The sequence below is a fragment of the Rhodococcus sp. USK10 genome, from assembly GCF_019378875.1.
Lineage (GTDB): Bacteria > Actinomycetota > Actinomycetes > Mycobacteriales > Mycobacteriaceae > Rhodococcus_F > Rhodococcus_F pseudokoreensis.
Genome location: NZ_CP076048.1, coordinates 7058938 through 7084429 on the forward strand (window position 1 = coordinate 7058938; position 25492 = coordinate 7084429).

Annotated in this window: 24 protein-coding genes; 17 read left to right on the plus strand and 7 right to left on the minus strand. The window is 69.8% G+C overall.

Annotation, left to right across the window (positions count from 1 at the left end; translation table 11 throughout):
• The first annotated feature begins 130 nt into the window (after window positions 1-130).
• The gene (locus I1A62_RS39340) at window positions 131-916 is read left to right on the plus strand and encodes an SDR family NAD(P)-dependent oxidoreductase (protein ID WP_124389381.1); all 786 of its coding nucleotides are present in this window, start codon (window positions 131-133) and stop codon (window positions 914-916) included.
• 11 nt (window positions 917-927) lie between these two features.
• Here I1A62_RS39340 and I1A62_RS39345 read toward each other — a convergent pair whose 3' ends face one another.
• The 3 genes from I1A62_RS39345 to I1A62_RS39355 are packed head-to-tail and all read right to left on the minus strand — an operon-like array spanning window position 928 to window position 3138.
• Window positions 928-1719: an SDR family oxidoreductase gene (locus I1A62_RS39345; protein WP_219457667.1), complete on the minus strand. Its 792-nt coding sequence runs from the start codon at window positions 1717-1719 to the stop codon at window positions 928-930.
• A 23-nt stretch (window positions 1720-1742) separates the two neighbouring features.
• Window positions 1743-1997 (minus strand): hypothetical protein, encoded by a 255-nt coding sequence (locus I1A62_RS39350; protein ID WP_219457669.1) that lies wholly within the window; start codon window positions 1995-1997, stop codon window positions 1743-1745.
• The gene (locus tag I1A62_RS39355; RefSeq protein WP_219457670.1) at window positions 1975-3138 is read right to left on the minus strand and encodes a Rieske 2Fe-2S domain-containing protein; all 1164 of its coding nucleotides are present in this window, start codon (window positions 3136-3138) and stop codon (window positions 1975-1977) included. The genes I1A62_RS39350 and I1A62_RS39355 overlap by 23 nt, the downstream gene beginning before the upstream one ends.
• A gap of 166 nt (window positions 3139-3304) precedes the next feature.
• Here I1A62_RS39355 and hsaA point away from each other — a divergent pair, with 166 nt between their 5' ends.
• Window positions 3305-4471 (plus strand): 3-hydroxy-9,10-secoandrosta-1,3,5(10)-triene-9,17-dione monooxygenase oxygenase subunit, encoded by a 1167-nt coding sequence (hsaA, locus tag I1A62_RS39360; protein ID WP_124389385.1) that lies wholly within the window; start codon window positions 3305-3307, stop codon window positions 4469-4471.
• On the opposite strand, the gene I1A62_RS39365 is transcribed toward hsaA, so the two are convergent.
• On the minus strand, window positions 4472-6010 hold the full coding sequence (locus I1A62_RS39365; protein WP_124389386.1) for an FAD-dependent oxidoreductase: 1539 nt from the start codon (window positions 6008-6010) through the stop codon (window positions 4472-4474).
• Window positions 6011-6194: 184 nt separating this feature from the next.
• Between I1A62_RS39365 and I1A62_RS39370 the strand changes: the two genes are divergently transcribed.
• The 6 genes from I1A62_RS39370 to I1A62_RS39395 all read left to right on the plus strand — a co-directional run bounded on the left by I1A62_RS39370 (window position 6195) and on the right by I1A62_RS39395 (window position 12738).
• The gene (locus I1A62_RS39370) at window positions 6195-6806 is read left to right on the plus strand and encodes a TetR family transcriptional regulator (RefSeq protein WP_192581691.1); all 612 of its coding nucleotides are present in this window, start codon (window positions 6195-6197) and stop codon (window positions 6804-6806) included.
• A 189-nt stretch (window positions 6807-6995) separates the two neighbouring features.
• Window positions 6996-8159, plus strand: a complete 1164-nt coding sequence (locus I1A62_RS39375; RefSeq protein WP_219457672.1) for a steroid 3-ketoacyl-CoA thiolase — start codon at window positions 6996-6998, stop codon at window positions 8157-8159.
• A gap of 23 nt (window positions 8160-8182) precedes the next feature.
• Window positions 8183-10384, plus strand: a complete 2202-nt coding sequence (locus I1A62_RS39380) for an acyl-CoA dehydrogenase (protein ID WP_219457674.1) — start codon at window positions 8183-8185, stop codon at window positions 10382-10384.
• A 1-nt stretch (window position 10385) separates the two neighbouring features.
• The gene (locus I1A62_RS39385; RefSeq protein ID WP_124389389.1) at window positions 10386-11258 is read left to right on the plus strand and encodes a MaoC/PaaZ C-terminal domain-containing protein; all 873 of its coding nucleotides are present in this window, start codon (window positions 10386-10388) and stop codon (window positions 11256-11258) included.
• Window positions 11255-11905 carry a PaaI family thioesterase gene (locus I1A62_RS39390; protein ID WP_124389390.1) on the plus strand — a complete coding sequence of 217 codons (651 nt, stop codon included), beginning with the start codon at window positions 11255-11257 and terminating at the stop codon, window positions 11903-11905. The genes I1A62_RS39385 and I1A62_RS39390 overlap by 4 nt, the downstream gene beginning before the upstream one ends.
• A 17-nt stretch (window positions 11906-11922) precedes the next feature.
• Window positions 11923-12738 carry a mycofactocin-coupled SDR family oxidoreductase gene (locus I1A62_RS39395; RefSeq protein WP_308340760.1) on the plus strand — a complete coding sequence of 272 codons (816 nt, stop codon included), beginning with the start codon at window positions 11923-11925 and terminating at the stop codon, window positions 12736-12738.
• Between the two features lie 73 nt (window positions 12739-12811).
• Here the strand turns inward: I1A62_RS39395 and I1A62_RS39400 are convergent, their stop codons facing one another.
• Window positions 12812-14473 (minus strand): class I adenylate-forming enzyme family protein, encoded by a 1662-nt coding sequence (locus I1A62_RS39400; protein WP_124389392.1) that lies wholly within the window; start codon window positions 14471-14473, stop codon window positions 12812-12814.
• Window positions 14474-14627: 154 nt separating this feature from the next.
• On the opposite strand from I1A62_RS39400, the gene I1A62_RS39405 reads away from it, so the two are divergent.
• Genes I1A62_RS39405 through I1A62_RS39415 form a run of 3 tightly spaced genes read left to right on the plus strand, consistent with a single transcriptional unit; the run spans window position 14628 to window position 18416 of the window.
• On the plus strand, window positions 14628-15821 hold the full coding sequence (locus I1A62_RS39405) for an NADH:flavin oxidoreductase (protein ID WP_219457677.1): 1194 nt from the start codon (window positions 14628-14630) through the stop codon (window positions 15819-15821).
• A 26-nt stretch (window positions 15822-15847) separates the two neighbouring features.
• Window positions 15848-17515 carry an AMP-binding protein gene (locus I1A62_RS39410; protein WP_219457678.1) on the plus strand — a complete coding sequence of 556 codons (1668 nt, stop codon included), beginning with the start codon at window positions 15848-15850 and terminating at the stop codon, window positions 17513-17515.
• A gap of 13 nt (window positions 17516-17528) precedes the next feature.
• Window positions 17529-18416, plus strand: a complete 888-nt coding sequence (locus I1A62_RS39415) for an LLM class F420-dependent oxidoreductase (protein ID WP_219457680.1) — start codon at window positions 17529-17531, stop codon at window positions 18414-18416.
• On the opposite strand, the gene I1A62_RS39420 is transcribed toward I1A62_RS39415, so the two are convergent.
• Window positions 18400-18840 carry a nuclear transport factor 2 family protein gene (locus I1A62_RS39420; RefSeq protein WP_219457682.1) on the minus strand — a complete coding sequence of 147 codons (441 nt, stop codon included), beginning with the start codon at window positions 18838-18840 and terminating at the stop codon, window positions 18400-18402. The two genes, I1A62_RS39415 and I1A62_RS39420, sit on opposite strands and share 17 nt — an antisense overlap.
• A gap of 139 nt (window positions 18841-18979) precedes the next feature.
• On the opposite strand from I1A62_RS39420, the gene I1A62_RS39425 reads away from it, so the two are divergent.
• The 6 genes from I1A62_RS39425 to I1A62_RS39450 are packed head-to-tail and all read left to right on the plus strand — an operon-like array spanning window position 18980 to window position 24629.
• Entirely contained in the window at window positions 18980-20146 is a 1167-nt protein-coding gene (locus tag I1A62_RS39425) for an acyl-CoA dehydrogenase family protein (protein ID WP_124389397.1), read from the plus strand.
• Window positions 20143-21081 (plus strand): bifunctional MaoC family dehydratase N-terminal/OB-fold nucleic acid binding domain-containing protein, encoded by a 939-nt coding sequence (locus I1A62_RS39430; protein WP_219457684.1) that lies wholly within the window; start codon window positions 20143-20145, stop codon window positions 21079-21081. The genes I1A62_RS39425 and I1A62_RS39430 overlap by 4 nt, the downstream gene beginning before the upstream one ends.
• The gene (locus tag I1A62_RS39435) at window positions 21081-22193 is read left to right on the plus strand and encodes an acyl-CoA dehydrogenase family protein (protein WP_219457687.1); all 1113 of its coding nucleotides are present in this window, start codon (window positions 21081-21083) and stop codon (window positions 22191-22193) included. Before I1A62_RS39430 ends, I1A62_RS39435 begins: the two co-directional genes overlap by 1 nt.
• Window positions 22190-22639 carry a MaoC family dehydratase gene (locus tag I1A62_RS39440; RefSeq protein ID WP_219457689.1) on the plus strand — a complete coding sequence of 150 codons (450 nt, stop codon included), beginning with the start codon at window positions 22190-22192 and terminating at the stop codon, window positions 22637-22639. The genes I1A62_RS39435 and I1A62_RS39440 overlap by 4 nt, the downstream gene beginning before the upstream one ends.
• On the plus strand, window positions 22636-23814 hold the full coding sequence (locus tag I1A62_RS39445) for a lipid-transfer protein (protein WP_219457691.1): 1179 nt from the start codon (window positions 22636-22638) through the stop codon (window positions 23812-23814). Before I1A62_RS39440 ends, I1A62_RS39445 begins: the two co-directional genes overlap by 4 nt.
• Window positions 23815-23816: 2 nt before the next feature.
• Window positions 23817-24629 (plus strand): MaoC/PaaZ C-terminal domain-containing protein, encoded by an 813-nt coding sequence (locus I1A62_RS39450; protein WP_219457693.1) that lies wholly within the window; start codon window positions 23817-23819, stop codon window positions 24627-24629.
• Between the two features lie 71 nt (window positions 24630-24700).
• Here the strand turns inward: I1A62_RS39450 and I1A62_RS39455 are convergent, their stop codons facing one another.
• Window positions 24701-25474 (minus strand): SDR family oxidoreductase, encoded by a 774-nt coding sequence (locus I1A62_RS39455; protein ID WP_219457695.1) that lies wholly within the window; start codon window positions 25472-25474, stop codon window positions 24701-24703.
• Window positions 25475-25492 lie beyond the last annotated feature (18 nt).

The window sequence follows — 25492 nt, forward strand, 5'->3', positions numbered from 1 at the left end:
ACGCCGTGGCCTGGCCCTTCGTCGCTGAGATTACTCGTCCGCAGCGCGGTCGGCATCATTTCGGCTAGCGTGAGCGGAGGGGGACATTCCGCTCGTCCGTGCACGCTCCGCCGCCGTCAGGAGGAACCCCGTGGATCTCGCATTGCGCGGCACCGTCGCCGTGGTCACCGGAGCCAGCAAGGGAATCGGGCTCGCCATCACCCGGGCGCTCGCCGCGGAAGGCGCCTTCGTGGTGGCGGGGGCGCGGTCGCCCGGCCCGGAACTGGAAGAACTCGTCCGCAGCGGACACGTGGAGGCGGTGAGCGTCGACCTGTCGACCCCCACCGGCCCGGGCGAACTCGTCGCCGCCGCCGCTGCCCGTGGCAGTCTCGGCGTCGTCGTCAACAACGTCGGCGCCGCTCACCCGAGGCTGACCGGCTTCCTCGACGTGACGGACGACGACTGGATCACGACGATGAATCTCAATCTGATGTCGGCGGTGCGGACCATCCGGGCCGCGCTGCCCACGATGATCGCCGCGGGCCGGGGGAGCATCGTGACCACGAGTTCGGTCAACAGTTTCCTGCCCGATCCCACCGTCATCGACTACTGCGCGTCGAAGGCCGCGCTCACCAATTTCTCGAAGGCTCTGTCGAAAGAGTTGGGACCGTTGGGTATTCGGGTGAACACTGTCAGCCCCGGCCCGGTGTCGACCGCCCTGTGGCTCGGTGACGACGGGGTGGCCGCCACGGTGGCGCGCGCCGCGGGCGGCGAACCGGAGGCGGTGGCGGAGAATGTCGCGAAACAGGCGGTCACGGGCCGGTTCACCCGCCCGGACGAGGTGGCAGATCTCGTCGTGTTCCTCGCGAGCGACCGGGCGGGCAACGTGACGGGATCCGACTTCGTGATCGACGGCGGACTCGTCACCACCCTCTGACCGCCCGCGGACTACCGGCGGCCCAGAAGTTTCCGCATGCCCTCGGCCGCACCGTGCACGAGTGCGTCGCGGGGGAACCCGCTGCGCTTGTGCGCCGCGTCGTAGTGGCCGCCCGCCACCCAGACCGGCCCGTCGGCGAGGTGCGCGAGTCCCTCCCGGGCCACGTCTTCGGGCTCGGCGACCTTCATCCCCGGCAGATCGAAGTTCAGGCCTGCCCGGACCATCGCCGGGGTGCGGGTGACGCCGAGAACCAGTTCGACCACGTGAACCCCGAACGGCGCCAGTTCGAGCCAAAGGCTTTCCGCGAAGATCCGGCCGAACGCCTTCGATGCGGCGTAGATGCTCTGGTCTTCCGACCCCAGATAGCCGGCCAGCGAACCGACCAGCACGATCCCGCCCCGGCCGCGGTCCTTCATCCTCGCGCCGAAGTGCTGCGACAGGTGCAGTTGAGACGTGATGTTCAGGTCGATGACCCGCTGGAAACCGGCGAGGTCTCCGCTGACGAACTCGTGCCCGTAACTGTTGGCTCCGGCGTTGAAGATCAGCAACCCGACCTCGACGTCGTCGGTGGCCGCGCGGATCCGGTCGAGGGCGTCCCGGTCGAGGAGATCGAGCGCGAGGGTGCGCACCAGCACGCCGTGCGCGCGGACCTTGCCGGCGGTCTCCTCGAGTGGGCCGGGCTTGCGGGCAATCAGCACGAGGTTCATCCCCGCTCGGCCGAGTTCCTCGGCGAAGCTCGCGCCCACCCCCTCGGAGCCGCCTGCGATCACGGCCCACGGTCCGTAGTGATCGATGTCGATCATGATGTGTCCCTTCGGAAATGGTGTCAGTGGACGACGACGGGAGTCGGTACGGGGTCGGGATCGCGCACCGGCACGGCACCCGCCTGCGCGGCCCGGGTGATCGACGCGGTCAACGCCGCGCACCCTTCCCGGGGAGCGCCGGGGCGTCCCGGTCCGGAGCCGCCGATCTCACGGCACCGGGAGCGGGCCGCGTCGTCCCACTGAATGGATGTGTGCTCCCAGCTGTTCTTCTGGACCAGGACCCGCGCGCCGCACTCAGTGCACTGCAGCGGCCGCATCGGCTTCGCGCACCTTTCGTGCGAGGTTCTCTTCCACTTCCCGCTTCCACGACTCCACGGGCCGGGTCGTGTCGAGTTCGAACTCGAACCGCTCGGTCATCTGCGGCGTCACCGCGTCGACGTCGACGTAGAACTGCTCGTACCACCGCCGCAGCTGGTAGACCGGACCGTCCTCCTCGCACAGCAGCGGATTCTCGATGCGGGTCTTGTTCTTCCAGATCTCGATGTCCTGCTCGAAACCCCTCGCGATGAACGTGCCGAAATTCTTCGCCATCTCGGTGGCCGCGTCGCCTTCGAGTTCCTTGGACTTCTTGACGATGATGCCGTACTGCAGCACGAACTTGTGTGCGCTGACGGGGTAGTGGCAGTTGATCAGCACGGAGTCGACGTCGTGCGTCTCGTACTGGTACGTCAGGTCGTCGACCATGAACGACGGTCCGAAATAGGTCGCGTCCGAGCGGCTTCCGACCATCTTCGGCTGACCCGACGCGTGCGGGCGCATGTCCTCACGGGCCTGCCCGCGCATGAACTGGCTGGCGACGTGGCCCTCGAAGACGTTCTTGAAATAGGTGGGGAACGAGAAGTGCACGTAGAAGAAGTGCGCCATGTCGACGATGTTGTCGACCACCTCGCGGCAGTTGGTGTCGACGGTGGTGCGGTACCAGACCCAGTCCGTCCACTCGTCGTCGAGAGCGCCGTCGATGCGGGGAATCGTGACGTCCGCGGGCGGCGGATTGCCTTCCGGATCGTTCCACACGAACAGCATCCCGTCCTGGTCCAGCGCGTGCCACGACCGGGTCCGCGCGAGCGGCGGGACCCGGCGCGCGTACGGAATCTTCTTGCACCGGCCGTTGCTTCCCCACCGCCAGTCGTGGAACGGGCACGCCACCTCGTCGCCCTTGATCGTGCCCTGGCTTAGATCGCCGCCCATGTGCCGGCAGTAGCCGTCGAGCACCGCGAGGTCGCCGGCACTGTCGGCGAAGACGACGAGTTTGGTGCCGAACGCCTCGACGGAGTGCGGCTTGCCGTCCCGGAATGCCTCGGACAATCCGATGCAGTGCCATCCACGGGCGAATCGGGTGGGCGCTGCGCCCGCGTCGATTTCGCGTACCTCGACTGTCTCGGACTGTTGGGTGGTCACGATGCGTCCCGTCCTCTCCTGGGCTTGTGCGGTGCCCTGCACGCTAAGTGAGCGTGAACGGCCCGCATCGTGTGGTCCCACTGGACGGGACCGGTCGGAGGGCGGCGTTTCCCGTTGAGCGAGATGCATATCCACGCGCGGGTGCGATCGCCCTACCCTCCGACAGATGACGAACGAGGTCCTCAGATCGGTCCGCGGGCTGCTGCCCACGATCGCGGAGTGCGCGGACAAGGTCGACGAGTCGCGGCGGGTGTCCGAGCAGGTGATCCGGGAACTCGGCGACACCGGATTGTTCAAGATGCTGCAGCCCCGGCGGTACGGCGGCACCGAGAGCAATCCGGTGCACTTCTACGAGGTGGTGCGCGCCGTGTCGAGTGTGTGCGGCTCGACGGGCTGGCTGGCGTCCGTGCTCGGTGTGCACCCCTGGCACCTGGCCCTGTTTGACGACCGGGCGCAACGCGACGTGTGGGGCCACGACGATTCGGTGCTCGTCTCGTCTGCCTACGCGCCCGTGGGGCGGCTCGTCCCGGTCGAGGGTGGATACCGGTTGACGGGGGACTGGGGCTTCTCCTCGGGCTGCGAGCACGCGTCGTGGGCGCTGCTCGGCGCGATGGTCGTCGGAACCGAGGGCCGCCCGGTCGATTTCATGACCGCGCTGGTGCCGCGGTCGGACTACCGCATCCACGACGTGTGGGACGTGGTGGGGATGCGGGGCACCGCCAGCAACGAGATCAGCGCCCGGGACGTGTTCGTTCCCGACTACCGGATCAAGAGGAACTACGAGACGGCGCAACTGCGCGGACCCGGGCAGAAGGTGAACCGGGGACCCCTGTACCGGCTGCCGTTCGCCACGCTCTTCACCACCGCCGTCGCGGCGCCCGGGGTCGGCATCGTCGCGGGATGTTACGAGCGCTATCTGACGGTCATGCGGGAACGGGTGCGGCTCAGCCTCGGTGGCGGCCGATTCGTCGACGACCAGTTCACCCAGGTCGCGGTCGCCCGGGCGGCGTCCGAGATCGATGCCGCAATCCTGCAGATGGATCGCAACGTGCGGGAACTGTGGGAGTTGGCCGAGGCCGGTGAGGAACTCCCCATGGGTCTGCGCCTGCGGGTGCGCCGCGATCAGGTCCGCGCCACCGAGCGTGCCCTCGAGGCGATCGACCTGCTGTTCAAGACCGCCGGCGGGAGTTCGCTGTTCCGCGGCAACGCGATCGAACGGTCGTGGCGCGACGCCCACGCGGGCAGCGCGCACGTGGCCAACGAGCCCGAACGCGCCCTCGCCCTGTTCGGCAGGGGTGCGTTCGGGCTCCCGGTGGAGGACAACCTCGTGTAATCAGCTCCGCATGTGCTGAACTGCCCGGTAGGAGAACACCATTGCGGTGCCGAGCGGCACTCCGGGGCCCGGGTAGAACCGGCCGCTGAGCGATGCGCTGGTGTTGCCCGCCGCATACAGTCCGTCGATGGGGGAGCCGTCGGCGCGCAGGACGCGGGCGTCGGCGTCGGTCCGGACGCCGCCCTTGGTGCCGAGGTCGCTGAGCACGATGCGGGCCGCGTGGAACGGGCCCTGCGACACCGGGCTCAGCGCCGGGTTGGGCGGGGCGTCCGCACCCGTGCCGGGCGGGCAGAAGAAGTTGTCGTACGGATCCTCTCCCCGGTGGAACGCCTCGTCGACGCCGTGCTTGGCGAAGTCGTTGAACTGTTCGACGGTGCGGCGCAGAGCGTCCGCGGGGACGCCGATCTTCTCCGCGAGTTCCTCGATCGTGTCGGCCGACACCCAGGTGCCCGCCGCGTGGTGCTTCTCGGCGGAGATCTGCGGAATGGAGATGGCAGGCAACACCGGCCCGCCCTCCTTCGAGTCGAAGACGAGGTAGGATCCGGCGCTTCCGTGCTCGATCATCGCGCGGCCGAACTGGTCGTAGGGCAGCGACTCGTTGAGGTACCGCTCGCCGGAACTGTCGACCAGAATTCCGCCGCGCACACCCACCATGAAAGCGCCCGAGCCGTCCGGAAGTTCGACGCCGGGGCACCACCACGCCTCGTCGAGCAGCGCGGTGTCCGCGCCGACCTCCACCGCCGCCTGCAGGAGGTCGCCGGTGTTCGCGCCGCGCGGACCCATGCTCCACTCCGCCCGGCCGGGCGTTCCGTTCTCGGTGCGCAGGGCCGCGCTGCCCTCGATGCCGCCCGCCGCGAGCAGCACGCCGCGCGTGGCCCGGATGCGGATCGTCTCACCGGCCGCGTCCGTTGCCAGGACTCCGACGACCCGGCCGTCCTCGACGATCAGCGAACGGGCCGCGGTCTCCGTGCGCAGTTCCGCGTGCCCGGTGCCGTACAGGGCCATGAGGAGACGGCCGATCAGGGCACGCCCCCCGTTCAGCGTTCCCTCGGGATGCGGTTCGCCGGCCCGATCGACGTCGGCCTCCGGCCGGATGACCTCACGAAGTTCCCCGACCTCGTCGCCCGGCAGGTCGAGCGGGTTGATCGCGCGACCGTAGTCCATGCGGCCGGGTGCCTTGTAGTAGTCGGGGAATGCGCGCCACTCGAACTCGATGTGGGGATCGCGTTCGAGAAGGTCGACGACCTCGGGGGCGGTGGTGACGTACGCCTCCTGGCGGTCGATCTCCTCGTCTCCCACCACCGCGCGCAGGTACGTGCGCGCCTTGTCCGTGGAGTCGCCGATCCTGGCACGCTCCTGCACGGCGGTGCCCGGCAGCCACACCGCGGCGCCCGAGTACGCGGACGTGCCGCCGAACAGTGGGGTCTTCTCGAGGACGAGGGTGCGCAAACCCTGCGAAGCGGCCGTGTACGCGCCGGTCAGGGCGCCGCCCCCCGAACCGACCACCAGCACGTCGCACTCGGTTGTCCAGTCCTGCATCGTCGTTTCCTCCGTTGATGATCAGTGGTGACTGGCGGTCCAGTCGTGGGGTTCACGCAATCGCATCCGGGCGGCGTGCGGCACGTGCGGTCCCACTCACCGGACGAAATTCGAAGGTTTGCCGATCCAGTGCGAGAATCGACAGCGGATCCGGGGCTGTGTGCGGAGTGAAGGGGGATCGAGGGTGCCGAGAATCGCCGAGGTGCGGGATGCTGCCGAACCGAGTTCGGAGGAACAGCGGGCCCGCCACGTCCGCATGCTCGAGGCCGCCGTCGAACTGGCGACCGAGAAGGAACTCGCCCGCGTCCAGATGCACGAGGTGGCCAAACGCGCCGGCGTCGCGATCGGGACTCTGTACCGCTACTTTCCGTCGAAGACGCACCTGTTCGTCGCGGTGATGGTCGATCAGATCGACCGGATGGGTACCGGTTTCAAGAAGAGTGCGCCGCCCGGGGAATCGCCGCAGGACGCGGTATACAACGTGCTGGTCCGGGCCACCCGCGGTCTGCTGCGCAGGCCGGCGCTCTCCACGGCGATGATCCAGTCCACGAGCACCGCCAACGTCGCGTCCGTGCCGGACGCAGGGAAGGTCGACCGCGCGTTCCGGCAGATCATGCTGGACGCCGCCGGGATCGAACACCCGACGGAGGAAGACCTGACCGCGTTGCGCCTGCTGGTGCAGTTGTGGTTCGGCGTGATCCAGTCCTGCCTCAACGGCCGGGTCACCATTCCCGACGCCGAATCCGACATCCGCAAGGCGTGCGACCTGCTGCTGGTCGGTCTGTCGCACCGCTGACCGCGGGCCCGGACGGGGCCGCCTCCCCGGCGCTCCCGAAGTGAAGTGACATTCATTCCTGACGAATGAGCTGAGTCGAGAACTGTCCTTCGCAAGACGAAGGGCATTGCTGTCTTTCAAGAAATAGAATAAATTCCAGAAATGAGCCGCGGCGTGTCCGCGAGCCAGAAGAACCCAAGGGAGCGGAACATGGGCAACGCCGTCATCGTCGACGCGGCACGGACACCGATCGGGCGCCGGCGCGGAGCGCTGTCCGGACTGCATCCGGCCGAACTGCTCGGCGCCGCGCAGCGAGGGGTCCTCGAACGGGCCGGTGTCGCCCCGGAGGACGTCGGGCAGATCGTCGGCGGATGCGTCACGCAGGCCGGCGAGCAGTCCAACAACGTGACCCGGCAGGCGTGGCTGCACGCGGGACTGCCGTACACGACGGCGGCCACGTCGGTCGACTGCGCCTGCGGATCGTCCCAGCAGGCCGTGCACGTCGTGGCGGGTCTGATCGCGTCCGGCCAGATCTCCGCCGGAATCGGGTGCGGCGTCGAGGCGATGAGCCGGGTGTTCCTCGGCCAGGCCGCCACGCCGGAGACGGGCAACCCGTACCCCGGCGACTGGTCGATCGACATGGGCGACCAGTTCACCTCGGCCCAGCGGATCGCCGACCTGCGCGGGATCGAGCGCGGCGACGTCGACGCCCTCGGCCTCGAATCGCAACGACGCGCCGCACAGGCGTGGGCGGAGGGACGATTCGACCGCGAGATCGTGCCGGTCACCGCCCCCGTCGTGGACAAGGCGGGCACACCCACCGGTGAATCCTCGGTCGTCACCCGGGACGGCGGGCTGCGGGAGACGACGGCCGACGCCCTGGCCGCACTGAAGCCGGTGATCGACGGCCACATCCACACCGCGGGCAACTCGTCCCAGATCAGCGACGGCGCCGCCGCCGTCCTGCTCATGGACGAGGACCGTGCCCGCGAACTCGGACTCCGGCCGCGGGCGAGGATCGTCGCGTCCGGCATGGTCGGCTCCGACCCCTACTACCACCTCGATGGACCGATCGACTCGACGCGGATGGTCCTCGATCGCGCCGGAATGTCGCTGGGCGACATCGATCTCGTCGAGATCAACGAGGCGTTCGCCTCGGTCGTGCTGTCGTGGGCGCAGGTGCACGGCGCCGACCTGTCGAAGGTCAACGTCAACGGCGGCGCCATCGCCCTCGGGCATCCGGTGGGCTCCACCGGGGCCCGGCTGATCACCACCGCCCTGCACGAACTGGAACGCTCCGACAACGAAACCGCACTCGTCACGATGTGCGCCGGTGGCGCGCTGTCCACCGCCACCATCATCGAACGCATCTGAACCCCCGAACGATCGAGGCCGACATGACAATGGGATTGACCGAAGAAGAGCGCGACCTCCGCGACTCGGTGCGAGGCTGGGCCACGCGGACCGTGACCCCGGCCGTGCTCCGGGAGGCCGTCGAGGCCAAGACCGAGCAGCGACCGCTGTTCTGGAAGTCGTTGGCGGAACTGGGCGTACTGGGGCTGCACCTGCCGGAGGACGTGGGCGGTGCGGGCTGCGGGCTGGTGGAACTGGCGGTGGTCGCCGAGGAACTCGGCCGGGTCCTGCTGCCCGGGCCGTTCCTGCCGACCGTGCTGCTCGGCGCCGTCCTGCACGAATCCGGCCGCACGGGTGAGCTGTCCGGACTGGCCGACGGTGCGACCCTCGGCGCGGTGGCGCTGCAGCCGGGTTCACTGCGCCTCGTCCGGGACGGCGGAGCGGTGACGCTCGACGGCGAGTCGGGGTACGTCCTCGGCGGGCAGGTGGGCGACCTGTTCCTGCTCGCGGCCGCGGACGGCGACGACACCGTGTTCGTGGCGCTCACCCGCGACCGCCTCGACGTGACCGACCTCCCCAGCCACGACGTGGTGCGCCGCAACGCGACCGCGGCGGTGACCGGACTCGAGATCACCGAGGCCGACGTCGTGAAGATCGATGCGCAGCGCGTCCTCGACCTGGCCGCGACGTTGTTCGCCGCCGAGGCATCGGGCGTCGCCGACTGGGCCGTGACCACCGCCGCCGACTACGCGAAGGTGCGTCGGCAGTTCAGCCGTCCCATCGGCCAGTTCCAGGGCGTGAAGCACCGGGTGGCACGGATGCTCGGCCTCGCGGAGCAGGCCCGCGTCTGCGCGTGGGACGCCGCCCGCGCGATGAATTCCGAGACCGGTGCGGCGGAGGTGTCACTCGCCGCCGCGGTCGCCGGCGCCACCGCACCGGACGCGGCGTTCTCCGTCGCCAAGGACTGCATCCAGGTGCTCGGGGGCATCGGCTACACCTGGGAACACGACGCGCACCTGTACCTGCGCCGGGCGCAGTCGCTGCGGATCCTGCTGGGATCCACCGCGTTCTGGCGGCGGCGCGTCGCCCGCGCGACGCTGGGTGGTGCCCGCCGGGTCCTCGGCATCGAGCTGCCGCCGGAGGCGGCGGGCATCCGGGCCGGTGTCCGCGCGGAACTCGCGTCCGCCGGGGCACTGGGCGAGACGGAACGCAGGACGTACCTGGCCGAGAAGGGGTACACCGCACCGCACCTGCCCGCACCGTGGGGCAGGGGAGCGGGAGCGGTGGAACAACTCGTGATCGCCGAGGAACTGCGCACGGCCGCGCTGAAGCCCCACGACATGATCATCGGCAACTGGGTGGTGCCCACACTCATCGCGCACGGCAGCGAAGACCAGTTGCAGCGCTTCGTGCCCCCGTCGCTGCGCGGCGACCTCGTCTGGTGCCAGTTGTTCTCCGAACCCGGCGCCGGATCGGACCTCGCAGGCCTGAACACCAGGGCCACGAAGGTGGACGGCGGCTGGATGCTGCAGGGGCAGAAGGTGTGGACGTCGATGGCCCGAACCGCGGACTGGGGGATCTGCCTCGCCCGCACCGACACGACGGTTCCCAAGCACAAGGGATTGTCGTACTTCCTGATCGACATGAAGGCCAGCGCGGGCCTCGACATCCGGCCCCTGCGCGAGATCACCGGCGAGGCCCTGTTCAACGAGGTGTTCCTCGACGACGTCTTCGTCCCCGACGAACTCCTCGTGGGCGAACCGGGCGACGGCTGGAAGCTGGCCCGCACCACCCTCGCCAACGAACGCGTGTCGCTGTCGCACGACTCCTCGCTGGGGTCCGGCGGCGAGGCGCTGCTGACCCTGGCCGGTGCACTGCCCGGCGGCATCGACGACGAACAGCTGACCGTGCTCGGCAAGGTTCTCTGCGACGCGCAGTCCGGCGGGCTGATGGCACTGCGCACCACCCTGCGCTCGATCGCCGGCGGGCAACCGGGCGCCGAGTCGTCGATCGCGAAACTGCTCGGCGTCGAACACATCCAGCAGGTGTGGGAGGTGGCGATGGACTGGGCGGGACCGCAGGCCCTGCTCGGCGACCGGCCCCGGACGTCGGACACGCAGATGTTCCTGAACTCGCAGTGCCTGTCGATCGCGGGCGGCACCACCAACGTCCAGCTCAACATCATCGGCGAACGGCTGCTGGGGTTGCCCCGCGACCCGGAGCCCGGAGAGGGAGCGGTGGCCTGACATGGCGATCGACGTGAAGGCGGCGCTGGCCGCGGACCCGGCTGTGCGCGAACTGTCGTGGACCGAACGTGACGTGATGCTCTACCACCTCGGACTCGGCGCCGGCGAGAACACCCGGGACCCGGCGGAACTGCACTGGGTGTACGAGAAGAATCTGCGGGTGCTGCCGACGTTCGCGCTCGTCGCGGGGCAGGGCATCTCGGCGGGCGACGTACCGCAGGCCGGGCTGAGCCTGCCCGGCATCGACATCGACCTGCGCAAGATCCTGCACGGCGGTCAGTCGCTCACCGTGCACGCGCCGATCCCCGCCTCGGGCGGGGCCCGGGTGTCCTCGCGGGTGGCCGACGTGTGGGACAAGGGCAAGGCCGCCGTCATCGTGCTCGAACAGACGGCCACCGACTCGGGCGGGAACCCGTTGTGGACCACGGGGATGCAGATCTGGGCCCGTGATGAGGGCGGGTTCGGCGGCTCCCCGGGACCCGAGTCGGTGGCCACGATCCCCGAACGGGAGCCCGACAAGGTGCTCGTGTCCCGCACCGGGACGGCGCAGGCGCTGCTGTACCGGCTCAGCGGCGACCTCAACCCGCTGCATGCGGACCCCGAGTTCGCGGCCGCGGCCGGGTTCGAAAGGCCGATCCTGCACGGGCTCGCGTCGTACGGTGTGGTGTGCAAGGCCGTCGTCGACGGAATGCTGGACGGCGATCCCACGCGACTGCGCCACTACGCGGTGCGGTTCGCGGGCTCGGTGTACCCCGGCGACACCGTCGAGACCGCGGTCTGGCAGGAGGGCGACCGGCTCACCCTCCGCGCGACGTGCCCCGACCGGGCCGGGCAACCGGTGCTGACCCAGGCGACGATGGAGGTGACGGGATGAGCGTCGGAACGCACCCCACGTTCGAGAACAGCCCGCCGGGAACGGTGCTGACGTCGCCACCCGACGGTTCCGCCGTCGACAGGGCGACCGGGGCCGCCCGCCGAGTGGTCGACGCGTTGCTGCGCACCGACCGCGGCAACGCCAACCTCGCGCGCGTCGCGGAGGAGTTGAACAGCATCGCCGAACACCTCGAGGAACACGCGCCCGCCGTCGCGGAGCGGCTGATCGACATGTGGAACGGCGAGGGCGTCACCCGGCACGATCCCGTCACCGGACCCGAGAACGCGCTCGCGCCGCCCCTGGTCCTCGAGGGCCTGCCCGACGGATCGGTCCGGGGCACCGTCACCCTGACCATCCCTTACCAGGGGCCGCCCGGGCACGTCCACGGCGGCGTGTCCGCGCTCCTGCTCGACCACGTCCTCGGCGTCGCCAACGCCTGGGGCGGAAAGGCGGGCATGACAGCGCAGTTGAGCACCCGCTACCACCGCCCGACGCCGCTGTTCGAACCGCTCACCCTGACCGGGAAACTGATCTCGGTCGACGGCCGCAAGATCACCACCGCCGGCGACATCCGGACCGCGGACGGCCAGGTGTGCGTCTCCGTCGAGGGACTGTTCGTCGACAAGAGCGTGCCCCGCCCACGATGACCCCTCAGGAGCAGAACGTGACGTCACCGCAGCGTTTCGAGAACAAGGTCGTCTTCGTCACCGGCGCCGCCCGCGGGCAGGGCCGCGCCGAGGCCGTCCGGTTCGCGTCCGAGGGCGCCGACGTCATCGCGATCGACGCCTGCACCGAATTCGCGTCCACGCCCTATCCCGGCGCCACCCGGGACGACCTGGCCGAGACGGTCCGGCTCGTCGAGTCGACAGGAAGGCGGATCGTCGCAGCCACCGCCGACGTGCGCGACTTCGACGGCCTCTCGCGGGCACTCGCCGACGGCATCGACCGGCTCGGCCGCCTCGACGTGGTGATCGCGAACGCGGGCATCTGCTCGGGGGCGCTGTCGTGGGAGATCACCGCCGAGCAGTGGCAGGAGACGGTCGACGTCAACCTCACGGGAACATTCCACACCGCGAAGGCGGCGATTCCGTACCTGATCGAACAGGGCGAGGGCGGCGCCGTCGTCTTCACCAGTTCGGTGTCCGGGTTGAAGGGCACCCCGTTCACCGGGCACTACGTCGCCACCAAGCACGGCATCACCGGGCTGGCCAAGACGATGGCGAACGAACTCGGTGAGCACCGCATCCGCGTCAACACCGTGCACCCGGCCGGGGTCGACACCGGCATGAAGACGCGCGACCTGCACCCGCTCATCGTCAAGTACGCGTCGACTCTCGGCTCGATCTACCAGAACACGCTGCCCTACACCATCACCCAGCCGGAGGACGTCGCCGCCGTCGTCGCCTGGGTGTGTTCCGACGAAGCGAAGTACATCACCGGGGCGCAGATCCCCGTCGATCTCGGCAACCTCATCCGCTGACGTTCGCCCGGTCTTCAATCGCCCGAATGCCGCGGGGGTGCAGTTCGACTGCACCCCCGCGGCATTCGGCGTGTCAGACGGTGATGTCGCGGCGGATCATCTTGCCGGTCGCGTTGCGGGGCAGCAGGTCCGTGCTGATCCGCCAGCGGGTCGGGACCTTGAAATACGACAGGCGATCAGCCGCGTAGTCCCGCAGTTCCGCCTCGGTGGTCGCGGCACCCGGTCGTAACACCACCACGGCGGCCACCTCCTGCCCCAGATCCTCGTGGGGTGCGCCGATCACCGCGCACTCGAGTACGTCGGGGTGCTCGTCGAGGCACTGCTCGATCTCGGTGGGGTACACGTTCTCGCCGCCGCGCAGGATCAGATCCGAGCGACGTCCGGTCAGCCGGAGCCGGCCGTTCTCGACGAGCCCGAAGTCGCCGGTCCGGAGCCACCGGCCCGGGGCGATCGCGGCGGCGGTGGCGGCCTCGTCCTCCCAGTAGCCGAGCATCACGAACGGGCTGCGCACACACACCTCACCCTCGACGCCGTCGGGCAGCCACTCCCCGAACGGGTCGCGGATCTCCATGCTCACGGTGATGATCGGGCGTCCCAGGGTGCCCGGGAACTGCTCGAGTTCGGGGGCGGTGGCGACGGCGATCGCGGTGCTGCACTCGGTCAGCCCGTAGCTGTCGACGAGCGCGTTGCGCGCGAACGGCACCTTCTCGCGCAGACGCTCCTTGAACGCGACCGACGACGGCGCGGAGGCCAGCGAGAACGACGTGAGCGACGACAGGTCGTACCTGTCGAGGTTGTCGTGCTCCACCAGGCGGGACGCCATGGTGGGCACCGCACCCCAGTTGGTGACGCGTTCCCGCTCGACGAGGCGGAGCACGGCGTCGACGTCGAATCCACCCTGATGCATGACGACGGCGCCGCCCGTCGCCAGCCGCGGAATCACCAGATTGTGCAGGCTCGCGATGTGGAACAGGGGAGACGTCAGGAGGTAGCGGAGCGGGCTCGGCACCGCCGGATCGACGGGCCGTCCGCTGAATTCGCCGACGACGGCGTCGCTGAAGCGGTGGTAGTCGACGACGGCCAGGATGTTGCGCTGCGAGTGCAGCGCTCCCTTGGGCCTGCCGCTCGTGCCGCTGGTGTACAGGATGGCGGCGGGGTCGTCCTCGTCGACGTCGGTGTGCGGCATGGGGGAGCCCGCGTAGCGCGCGAAGATTCCGGGCAGATCGTCCTCCATCGTGAGGACGGGGACAGCGGTGCCGACCGCGGCGAGCGTCTCGGCGCGCTTCGCGTCGGCGATCACCACGGTGGGCCGGCTGTGCGTCAGCCCGTATTCGACCTCCCGCGGAACCCACCAGCCGTTCAATCCGACGCTGATGGCGCCGAGCACCTGCGTGGCCCAGAACGCGACCACCCACTCGGGGGTGTTCGCCGCCAGGATCGCCACCCGGTCACCCTTCCGGACGCCGTGCTCCTCGCGCAGCGCCGTCGCCAGCGCGGCGACGGCGGCGGCGTGCTCGGTGTAGGACATCCGGCGGTCGGCGGTCACCAGGTAGTCGCGGTCGCCCCAGCGCAGTGAGGTGGTGAGGAGTTCACCCACCGAGCGCCCGCGGTTCTTCATCACCGGCATCCGGGTGCCGAGCACAGGTTCCTCGACGAGTTCGAACCGGCCACCGGGTCCGGTGAGGCGGGACATCACCTGATCCAGGAGCAATTGTGGATCTGTAGGGGCAGTCATCGGGGCGACCTTTCGTCCTCGGGCACTCGTACCGACACAAGATGGCACGCCGTGACGGGCGCCCGGACGTGGTTACCACTCAGCGAGACTGCCACGATCCGTGACATCCCGGCGCCGTTACGTTCGACAGCGAATCGCAGCTGGAGGAACTCATATGACGATAGATCTCGACCCGCCCGCAGTGAAGGTCGATCCGCTCGCCCCGGCCCGGCTCGGGCCGATCACTTTGCGTAATCGCGTGATCAAGGCGGCGACGTACGAGGGGCTGACCCCGAAGGGTCTGGTCACCGACGAGCTCATCGACTTCCATCGGCGGCCCGCCGCCGGGGGCGTGGGCATGACGACAGTCGCGTACTGCGCAGTCGCTGCCGACGGCCGGACGTCGCCCGGCCAGATCCAATGGACCGACGAGACGATGCCGGGCCTGCGGAAGCTGACCGACGCCATCCACGGCGAGGGCGCGGCGGTGTCTGCGCAGATCGGTCACGCGGGACCGGTCGCGGCCGCGAAGTACATCGGGTACCCCGCGTTGGGCCCGTCCCGTGCCTTCCGGATGACCACGCAGAACTTCTCCAAGCCGGCTTCGACGGCCGATATCACCCGGATCGTCGAGGCGCACGCGAACGCGGCCCGCCGCGCGGTGGAGGCGGGATTCGACGCCGTGGAGATCCATTTCGGCCACAACTACCTGATCAGCTCCTTCCTGAGCCCGAAGGTCAACAAGCGCACCGACGAGTACGGCGGGTCTCTGGCGAACCGCGCCCGGTTCGCGCTCGAGACCGCCCGGGCGGTGCGCGACGCGGTGGGCGACCGGATCGCGATCCTCGCGAAGCTGAACATGGACGACGGTGTGCCCGGCGGCTTCTGGGTGGACGAGGCCATCCAGGTGGCGCAGTGGCTCGAACAGAACGGGTCTCTCGACGCGCTCGAGCTCACCGCCGGCAGTTCGCTGCTGAATCCGATGTACCTGTTCAAGGGCGACGCACCGCTGCGTGAGTTCGCCGCCGTCATGCCGCAACCGACGAAACTGGGAATCCGGTTGGTCGGCAAGCATTTCCTGAAGGAATACCCCTACCGCGACGCCTATCTCCTCGAGGACGCCCGGCAGATCAGGGCCGCCGTGACGATGCCGCTCGTGCTGCTCGGCGGCATCACCGGCAAGGCGACCATGGACCTCGCGATGGAGGAGGGCTTCCAGTTCGTGGCGGTCGCACGGGCACTGCTGCGGGAACCCGACCTCGTCAACCGCATCGCGGAGGAGAACCACAACCCCGGATTGTGCATTCACTGCAACAAGTGCATGACGGCGATCTACGGTGGCACCCACTGCGTGCTCCGAGCGCAGTGAACGCGCAGGCCGTGTCGACAGGAGAGATGGCGTTGGAACGCACCACGATCGCCCGGATGCTGCTCGACCGCTTGGGTGACGGCACACTGGGAGTCCGCACCCGGGAACAGGATTGGACCTGGGACGAGGTCGTGCACGAGAGCGCCGCCCGCGGGGCCGTCGCGTCCTCGCTGCGCCGCGACGGCCCGTTCCACGTGGGCGTCCTGCTCGAGAACACCCCCGAGTTCCTGTTCTGGCTGGGCGGCGCGGCCCTCGCAGGCGCCACCGTCGTCGGCATCAACCCGACCCGTCGCGGGGCGGAACTCGAGGCCGAGATCCGGTACGTCGACTGCCAGCTGATCGTGACGGACACCGCGGGGAAGGCGCAGCTCGCGGGCCTCGACCTCGGGTTGTCCGAGGACCGGTTCCTGCTGGTCGACCAACCGGACTACACCGACCTCGTCGCGGCCCACGCCGTCGAGCAGCCGGCCCCGGACCCCGCGCTCGACCCGTCGACGCTGTTCCTGCTGCTCTTCACGTCCGGCACCACCGGCACGTCGAAGGCGGTGCGGTGCAGCCAGGGCCGCCTCGCCCGGCTGGCGTACGCGAACATCGCCAAGTACGGGCACGTGCGCGAGGACGTCGACTACTGCTGCATGCCGCTGTTCCACGGCAACGCGCTGATGGCGCTGTGGGCGCCCGCGCTCGCCATCGGCGCCACCGTCTGCCTGCCGCGCAAGTTCTCCGCGTCCGGATTCCTGCCCGACGTCCGGTTCTTCGGTGCCACGTTCTTCACCTACGTCGGCAAGGCGCTGGCGTATCTGATGGCCACCGCGGAGCAGCCCGACGACCGGGACAACACGCTCGTCCGCGGTTTCGGGACCGAGGCGTCCCCGGAGGACAAGACCGAATTCGTCCGACGGTTCGGCGCCGAACTGTACGAGGGATACGGCTCGAGCGAGGGCGCCGGTTCGGTGACGCTCGACCCCCACGCCCCCGAGGGTGCGCTCGGCAGGCCCGCGAACGAGAACATCGTCATCGTCGACCCCGACACCCGCGCGGAGAAGGCCCGGGCACTGCTCGACGAGCACGGCCGGGTGCTCAACCCGGACGAGGCGATCGGCGAGATGATCGACAAGGCGGGCGCAGCACGGTTCGAGGGTTACTACAAGAACGAGGACGCGATCGCCGACCGGATCAGGCACGGCTGGTACTGGACGGGCGACCTCGGGTACGTCGACGAGGCCGGCTTCATCTACTTCGCAGGCAGGAAGGGCGACTGGATCCGGGTGGACGGCGAGAACACCTCGGCGTTGATGGTGGAGCGGATTCTGCGCCGCCACCCGAAAGTGATCGCCACCGGCGTGTACGCCGTCCCCGACCCGAGGTCGGGCGATCAGGTGATGGCCGCCGTCGAGGTGTCGGATCCGGCCGATTTCGATCCGGCGGAGTTCGCCGCGTTCCTCGCCGGCCAGGACGACCTGGGCACGAAGGCGGCCCCGCGATTCGTCCGGGTGTCGACGGACCTGCCGGTGACGGGATCGAACAAGGTGCTCAAACGGACCCTGCAGGAACAGTGCTGGCGGTGCGACGATCCGATCTTCCGGTGGGTGGGACGCGGTGTTCCCGAGTACCGCGAGATGACCGACAGTGAGAAGGCCGCGCTGGAGCAGGAGTTCCACACGCACGGCCGGCAACGATTCCTGCACGTGTGACGGTGAGGGTGACATGAAACTGGGTGTGGTGATTCCCGTCGAGCTGGGGCGGGCCGGTGAGCCCGAGTGGATACTCGAATTCGCCAGGGCCGCGGAATCACTCGGATTCGACGAGATCTCCGCCGTCGAGCACTCTGTCGTCATCGCGGACACGGAGAGCGAATACCCGTACTCGCCCACCGGGAAGTCGCACCTGCCCGACGACTGCAGCCTCCCCGACCCCCTGGAACTGCTGTCGTTCGTCACCGGCGCCACGACGACGCTGGGTCTCGCGACGGGAGTGCTGGTACTCCCCAACCATCACCCGGTGGTGCTCGCGAAACGCCTCGCCACCCTGGACCGGCTGTCCGCGGGACGCCTCCGCGTCTGCCTCGGTCTCGGCTGGATGCGCGAGGAGATCGAAGCCTGCGGGGGCGACTTCGACCGACGGGCCGCGGTGGCCGACGAGGCGATCGCGGTGATGCGGGCCCTGTGGTCGGGCACCGCCGCGGTCGACTTCGACGGCGAATACTTCTCCTTCCGCGGCGCGCAGAGTTGGCCCAAACCGCACCGGGATTCGGGCGTGCCGCTGTTCATCGGCGGACACAGCCCGGCCGCCGCACGCCGCGCCGGGAGGCTCGGCGACGGGTTCCAGCCCCTCGGCCTCGCCGGCGACGACCTGGACCGGGCGATCGCCCGGATGCGGGCCGCCGCAACAGGCGCGGGCCGCGACCCCGCCGACGTCGAACTGGTGCTGGGTGCCACGCTGCCCCGGCTGGACGAGGCGAAACTCGACCGGTCCCGGGACCTGGGCGCGAACCGGCTGGTCCTGTCGGCGTCCCGGCACGCGCAGTCCCTGGACCAGGTCGTCGACGAGATGGCCGCCTGCTCGGCCCGGCTGGGACTCAGTCCGGCACGGTGACCGGCACGTCCTCGCTGAAGTCGACGATCAGTTCGCGCCGGGCGAACCGCCAGCCGGAGTCGCCGAGCACGTAGCGGTCGTGATAGCGCAGCGCGATCCGGTTGTCGCGGAACCCGTTTCGGCCGGAGTAGACGTGATGCGCCGTGCAGTACGTCTCACCCGACGCCGCCGACCCGTCCACGTCGAGCACCTGCTGGTGGACGACGTGCCGGGTGGAATGCAGATGCGTGACGGCGTCCACGACGGCGGACGCGAGCACGTCGCTGCCACGCAGTTCCGTCGGCGCGCCGGTGCCCGTCAACGCGGGCGGGAGGACGAACGTCGCGTCCGGGTCGAACAGCGCCGCGAGCGTCGCCGCCTCACGCCGGTCGACGGCCCGCGCGTAACGGGCGGTGAGTTCGGTGAGAGCGAATTCGGTGGCCATTCCACCATTCCAGCGGACGTCCGGCATCGGCGACAGCCGCCTCCCGGTGACCGAGACACCGGCACCGGGGCGGGGGCGTGCTGGTTAGCGTCCAGAACACACGTGGCGACAGCCACGCACAGGCATGAGGAGATCGCCGATGGATCTGAGGGAATCGCCCGCGCAGCGGGAACTCCGGCGGGAATTGCGCGCCTACTTCGCGGCATTGCTGCCGGAGGAGAAGCGCCGCGTCGCAGGTGAGGAGGGTGTCGGCGGCGAACACTTCCGCGACATCGTGCGCCTGCTGGGCAAGGACGGCTGGCTCGGTGTCGGCTGGCCGGTCGAGTACGGCGGGCAGGGACGGTCGATCGAAGACCAGTTCGTGTTCTTCGACGAGGTGCAGCGGGCCGGGTTGCCGTTCCCGTTCGTCACCGTCAACACCGTCGGGCCCACGCTGATGAAGTACGGCACCGAGGAGCAGAAGGCGCGGTTCCTGCCCGGCATCCTCGCCGGCGACATCGTGTTCGCCATCGGCTACACCGAACCCGAGGCCGGCACCGACCTCGCCTCGCTGCAGACCCGGGCCGTGCGCGACGGGGACTCGTGGATCGTGGACGGCAACAAGATCTTCACCAGCGGCGCCAACACCGCCGATTTCGTGTGGCTGGCGTGCCGCACCGATGCGGATGCCCCGAAACACAAGGGCATCTCGATCCTCATCGTGCCCACCGACGACCCCGGCTTCAGCTGGTCGCCCATCCACACCGTGGGAGGGCTGACGGTCACGTCGACCTATTACAGCGGGATCCGGGTCGGCGATCAGGACGTCGTGGGCGACGTGCACGGCGGGTGGCAGCTGATCACCGCGCAACTCAACCACGAACGGATCGGGCTCGCGGCGCTCGGCGGCCGCACGCTCGGGCTGTGGCACCAGGTCCTCGACTGGGCGCGGCAGAACGGTGCGCTCGAGCTTCCCTGGGTGCAGATGGACTTCGCCCGCACCCACGCCAAGCTCGAGGCGATGCGACTGCTGAACTGGAAGATGACCGCGGCGGTCGCACGGGACAGTTTGTCGGGCGCCGACGCCGGCGCCACCAAGACGTACGGCACCGAAACCCACGTGGACGTCTACCGCACGCTGCTGGGGATCCTCGGCGCCGCCGGCCGGCTGCGCCCCGGATCACCGGGAGCGGTCCTCGCAGGCCAGATCGAACAGATCTCGCGACAGAGTGTGGTGAATACGTTCGGCGGCGGCGTCAACGAGGTGCTCCGCGACATGGTCGGCACCCTCGGCCTCGGACTGGTGCGCGAGAAGAGGGCGAAATGAGCGAACTCCTCACCCGGCTGCGCGCGTTCGAGGGCCGGACGATCGTCCCGGCCACCTGGGGGCCCGACCCGGTGAACACCCCCATGATCCGGCACTGGGCCGAGACGATGGGGGACACGAACCCCGTCTACCTCGACGACGACGCCGCACGCGCCACCGGCCGCCCCGGTGCCGTCGCGCCCGCCCAGATGCTGCAGGTGTGGACCATGCGCACGTACGTCGACAAGATTTCCGGCGCCGACCCGTCACCCGTCTGGACGGAGTTGATCGCCACCCTCGACGAGGCCGGTTTCACGTCCGTCGTCGCCACGGACTCCGACCAGGAATTCTTCGCCGAACTGCGCCCCGGCGACCGGGTGAGCACGACCGAGGTGGTCGAGTCCGTCTCCGCGGAGAAGCAGACCGGTCTCGGCGCCGGACATTTCGTCACCACCCTCAAGACGTACTGCAACGGCGACGGCGAGATCGTCGGCACCCAGCGGTGGCGGACACTCCGCTTCCGGCCCGCCGAACGGCCGGCCCCCCGCGCCCTGCGCCCGCGGCCCGCCCTCAACGAGGACAACGCCTTCTGGTTCGCGGCCGCCCGCGAGCACCGCCTCGTCATCCAGCGGTGCACGGACTGCGGGGTGCTGCGGCACCCGACCGGACCGATGTGCGGGGAGTGCCGGTCCACCGACTGGGACACCGTCGACGCGTCGGGACGGGGCACCGTCTACACGTTCGTCGTCAACCACCACCCGCAGATCGACGCCTTCGACTACCCCCTGATCGTCGCGGTGATCGAACTCGAGGAAGGCACCCGCCTGATCGCCAACATGACGGGCGTCGAACCGGCGGACGTGCACATCGGGATGCCGGTGGAACTGGAATGGATCGACGCCGACCCGGAACTCACGCTCCCCGCGTTCCGGCCCGCCACACGGGAGGAGAACTGATGGACTTCACATTCGGCGAGGAGCAGGAGGCGGTCCGCGGACTGGCCGCGGACGTGTTCGCCGCCAAATCGCGACCCGAACGGATCAAGGAGATCCAGTCGACCGCCGACCGGATCGACCGGGAACTGTGGCGCGAACTCGCCACCACCGGTCTGCTCGGCCTCGCCCTGCCCGAGAACCTCGGGGGCGGCGGCGCGGGACTTGCGGAACTGTACGTGCTGCTCGAGGAGCAGGGCCGGAACGTCGCCCCGGTTCCGTTGTGGCCGCACGTGCTCGGCGCGCTCGCGATCGCCGAGTTCGGGACGCCCGCCCAACGCGACGCCCTGGTCCCCGCGGCGGCGGACGGCAGCGGGATCGTCACCGTCGCGCTCGAGGAGTTCGGCCCGCATGCCCCGTGCGAACCGTCGACGACGGCACGCGAGGTGGACGGCCGGTGGCACGTGCACGGCGTCAAGGCCGCGGTGCCGGTGGCGCATGTCGCCGACCGCCTCGTCGTCTCCGCGGCCACGGACAGCGGTCCGGCACTGTTCCTGGTGCGCCCGGAATCCGTGGGAGTGACTGCGCAGCAGGCGGAGTCGACCACCCGCGAGATCTGCGCCAACGTCACGTTCGACGGGGCGCCGGCCGAGCCGCTCGGCCCGGCGGACGGCACCGCGGTGCGGTGGCTGCTCGACCGCGCGGAACTCGCCGTCGCCGCAATGCAACTCGGAGTGGGCGAAGGCGCGGTCCGTCAGGCCGTCACCTACCTCAACGGACGCACGCAGTTCGGCCGCCCGCTCGCGACGTTCCAGGCCGTCACCCACCAGCTCGCGGACTGCTACATCGACCTCGAGGCGATGCGGGTGACGCTCTGGCAGGCCGTCTGGCTGCTCGGGAGCGGCGAGGATCCGGGAACCGCCGTGCCGGTGGCGAAATGGTGGGCCACCGACGGCGGTCAGCGGGTCGTCCACCGCACGCAACACGTGCACGGCGGGATCGGCGTCGACACCGACTACCCCGTGCACCGGCACCTGCTGTGGGGCAAACAGCTCGCCGCCACACTCGGCGGCGCCTCCTCCGACCTGGCGCGTCTCGGCGCGCAACTGGCGGCCGGGGTCGAGGTGGTCGCATGACCGCGACCATCGGCGCCCCGACCTACGAGACCGTGCAGATCGGCACCCGGCTGCCGGAACTGGTGATTCCACTGACCCGCACCCTGATCGTCGCCACCGCCCTCGCCACCCGCGACTTCCAGGACGTCCACCACGACCCGGACCTCGCGGTGGAGCGGGGATCGAAGGACGTGTTCATGAACATCCTCACCACCAACGGGCTGGTGGGGCGGTTCGTCACCGACTGGGCGGGACCGCACGCGTCGCTACGCCGCATCGCGGTGCGGCTCGGCGCCCCCAACTACCCCGGAGACGAGATGACCCTGACCGGTGAGGTGGTCGCGAAGGACGACGGCCTCGTGAGCGTGAAGATCCGCGGCGCCAACAGCCTCGGCGACCACGCCACCGGCACCGTCGTCGTCGCCCTGCCTGCTCGAGGAGACTTGCCTGCACGAGGAGACCTGTGACCAGCCCCCTGTCGGGCGCCGCCGCGATCGTCGGCATCGGCGCCACCGAATTCTCCAAGCACTCGGGACGCAGCGAACTGCAACTGGCGTGCGAGGCGATCGCCGCCGCGCTCGCCGACGCGGGCATCGACCCGTCCGAGGTGGACGGACTGTCCACGTACACCGCCGAAACCAACGGTGAGGTACTCGTCGCCCGCAACACGGGCATCGGTGAGCTGAAGTTCTTCTCCCGCATCGGCTACGGCGGCGGCGCCGCGTGCGCCACCGTCCAGCAGGCGGCCATGGCCGTGGCGACGGGCATCGCGGACGTCGTCGTCTGCTACCGCGCGTTCAACGAACGGTCCGGTGTGCGTTACGGACTCGGGCAGCACGACCGCCCGATGGACAGCACCGCGGACCGGGCCGCCTACGCCTGGCTGACCCCGCAAGGACTGTCGACGCCCGCCCAGTGGGTGGCGATGTTCGCCCGCCGGTACATGCACCGGTACGGCGCCACCAGCGAGGACTTCGGCCGGGTCGCGGTCGTCGCCCGCAAGCACGCCGCCGTCAACCCCGCCGCCTGGTTCCACGGGCGTCCCATCACCCTCGACGACCATCAGCAGTCGCGGTGGATCGCCGAACCGCTCCACCTGCTGGACTGCTGCCAGGAAACCGACGGCGGCCAGGCCCTCGTCGTGGTCTCCGCCGAACGCGCCAAGGATCTGCGCAGCACCCCGGCGATCATCAAGGCCGCTGCGCAGGGGTCCGGCAAGGACCAGCACATGATGGCAAGCTACTACCGGCCCGACATCACGGGCATACCCGAAATGGGCCTCGTCGGCAGGCAACTCTACGGGCAGAGCGGTCTCGCACCGGACGACATCTCGGCGGCGATCCTCTACGACCACTTCACCCCGCTCGTCCTGCCGCAACTCGAGGAACTCGGGTTCTGCGACCCCGGCGACGCGAAGGACTTCATCCGGGACGGCAACCTCGAGATCGGCGGACGCCTCCCGTCCAACACGCACGGCGGGCAGATCGGCGAGGCCTATCTGCACGGCGTCAACGGCATCGCGGAGGCGGTCCGCCTGATCCGCGGAACATCGACGACACAACCGGACGGCATCGGCAACGTGCTGGTGACCGCGGGCACCGCCGTGCCCACCAGCGGCCTGATCCTGGGCAGAGAGGACTGATCATGACGACAACCGAGCGCACGACGGCAGGAGCGTGGCGGGGTGAGGACCTCGGCACCCGCACGGTGAGCTACGACGAGCGCGACGCCATCCTGTACGCACTGTCGGTGGGTGCGCGAGCCACCGAACTGGACCTCGTCTTCGAGGAGCGTCTGCGGGTGCTGCCCACGTTCGCTCTCACCCTCGCCCAGTGGGCGCCGGACGAACTCGGATCGCGGGGCGCGTTCGACACGAAGACGGCGCTGCACGGATCGCAAGAACTGACGGTGCTCGCCCCCCTTCCGCGTCGCGGCGAGATCGCGTTGTCGGCGTCCGTCGGCGAGGTGTGGGACAAGGGTTCGGCGGCGGTGTTCGACGTGCGCGTCGAATCCCAGTTCTTCGTCGCCACCTGGTCGCTGTTCGCGCCGGGCTCCGGCGGGTTCGGCGGCGAGCGCGGTCCCGCGAAACCGTCACGGCCCGAGGGCGAACCGGACGTGCAGCGCGTCCTGCGCACCGCCGAGAATCAGGCGGCGCTGTACCGGTTGACCGGCGACCGGCACCACATCCACATCGATCCGGCGGCGGCCGAGCGGATCGGGCAGCCCCGGCCGATCATGCACGGCCTGTGCACCGTCGCCGCGAGCGCGCTGGAACTCGCGCGGGCGCTGGACGTGCACCCCGCCGACCTCACGCGGCTCGAGGGACGGTTCGCCGCACCGGTGTACCCGGGCGACACGCCGGCGTTGCGGGCGTGGGGCGACGCGCGTGACGCGTCGTTCGAACTGGTCCGAGACGACGCGCCGGTGATCGCAGGCGCCCGCGCCGAGTTCGGCTGACCGCACGTCCGGATTCCACCGCCGAATGTCACACCGGTGCAGAACAACCGGGGTGACATTCGGCGCGGACGTCAGGAGTGGGTCGCGAGGTACCGCGCGGGGTATTCGCCGCCGCCGTGGACGGCGAGATCGGCGCCGTTGACGTACGACGCCTGCGCGCTCGCCAGGAACAGGCAGGCGTCCGCGATGTCGGACGGCACCGCCATCCGCCCCATCGGAAGGGTCCGGGTGACGGCGGCGCCGCCGTCCTCGCCGTAGACGGACGCCGCGCTCTCGGTGCGGATGAGACCCGTGGTGATGTGGTTGATGCGGACCTTCGGAGCCCATTCGAGCGCAAGTGCTTTCGTCAGCACGAGCAGGCCGGCCTTCGCGGCGCTGTACGCGGCGGTGCCGGGTTGCGGATCGTGCGCGGAGACGCTGCCGATGTTGACGACCGCGCCGCCGTCGGACTGCTGCTGCATCACCGCGTTCGCGGCCTGGGCGACGGTGAAGGGAGCCAGCAGGTTCAGCGCGACGATCTTCTCGACGAAGCGCGGCGAGACGGTGGCGGCGTCCGCGTCGGGCGACCCACCCGCGTTGTTGACAAGGACGTCGAGGCGGCCGAATCGGGCGACGGCGTCGTCGATCAGTCCGGCGGCGTCGGCGTGATCGCGAACGTCGGTCGCGCGGAACGCGGCGGTGCGATCACCGTGTGCGGGCAGGGTGTCCGGCGCGGACCGGCCGCACACGAGCACGTTCGCACCCGCGGCGAGAAACGCTTCGGCGACGACGAAACCGATGCCCTTGGTGCCGCCCGTCACGACGACGGCGAGGCCACTGAAATCGAGAGGATGGGGATGTGTCACGGGGGAGACCTTCGGAGT

Coding starts and splice junctions, on each gene's coding strand:
- I1A62_RS39430 (WP_219457684.1), top strand. CDS start 20,143: ATGAGCGAACTCCTCACCCGGCTGCGCGCGTTCGAGGGCCGGACGATC.
- hsaA (WP_124389385.1), top strand. CDS start 3,305: ATGACGAACGAGGTCCTCAGATCGGTCCGCGGGCTGCTGCCCACGATC.
- I1A62_RS39380 (WP_219457674.1), top strand. CDS start 8,183: ATGACAATGGGATTGACCGAAGAAGAGCGCGACCTCCGCGACTCGGTG.
- I1A62_RS39345 (WP_219457667.1), bottom strand. CDS start 1,719: ATGATCGACATCGATCACTACGGACCGTGGGCCGTGATCGCAGGCGGC.
- I1A62_RS39375 (WP_219457672.1), top strand. CDS start 6,996: ATGGGCAACGCCGTCATCGTCGACGCGGCACGGACACCGATCGGGCGC.
- I1A62_RS39440 (WP_219457689.1), top strand. CDS start 22,190: ATGACCGCGACCATCGGCGCCCCGACCTACGAGACCGTGCAGATCGGC.
- I1A62_RS39425 (WP_124389397.1), top strand. CDS start 18,980: ATGGATCTGAGGGAATCGCCCGCGCAGCGGGAACTCCGGCGGGAATTG.
- I1A62_RS39350 (WP_219457669.1), bottom strand. CDS start 1,997: ATGCGGCCGCTGCAGTGCACTGAGTGCGGCGCGCGGGTCCTGGTCCAG.
- I1A62_RS39405 (WP_219457677.1), top strand. CDS start 14,628: ATGACGATAGATCTCGACCCGCCCGCAGTGAAGGTCGATCCGCTCGCC.
- I1A62_RS39390 (WP_124389390.1), top strand. CDS start 11,255: ATGAGCGTCGGAACGCACCCCACGTTCGAGAACAGCCCGCCGGGAACG.
- I1A62_RS39415 (WP_219457680.1), top strand. CDS start 17,529: ATGAAACTGGGTGTGGTGATTCCCGTCGAGCTGGGGCGGGCCGGTGAG.
- I1A62_RS39385 (WP_124389389.1), top strand. CDS start 10,386: ATGGCGATCGACGTGAAGGCGGCGCTGGCCGCGGACCCGGCTGTGCGC.
- I1A62_RS39400 (WP_124389392.1), bottom strand. CDS start 14,473: ATGACTGCCCCTACAGATCCACAATTGCTCCTGGATCAGGTGATGTCC.
- I1A62_RS39410 (WP_219457678.1), top strand. CDS start 15,848: ATGGCGTTGGAACGCACCACGATCGCCCGGATGCTGCTCGACCGCTTG.
- I1A62_RS39365 (WP_124389386.1), bottom strand. CDS start 6,010: ATGCAGGACTGGACAACCGAGTGCGACGTGCTGGTGGTCGGTTCGGGG.
- I1A62_RS39450 (WP_219457693.1), top strand. CDS start 23,817: ATGACGACAACCGAGCGCACGACGGCAGGAGCGTGGCGGGGTGAGGAC.
- I1A62_RS39435 (WP_219457687.1), top strand. CDS start 21,081: ATGGACTTCACATTCGGCGAGGAGCAGGAGGCGGTCCGCGGACTGGCC.
- I1A62_RS39420 (WP_219457682.1), bottom strand. CDS start 18,840: ATGGCCACCGAATTCGCTCTCACCGAACTCACCGCCCGTTACGCGCGG.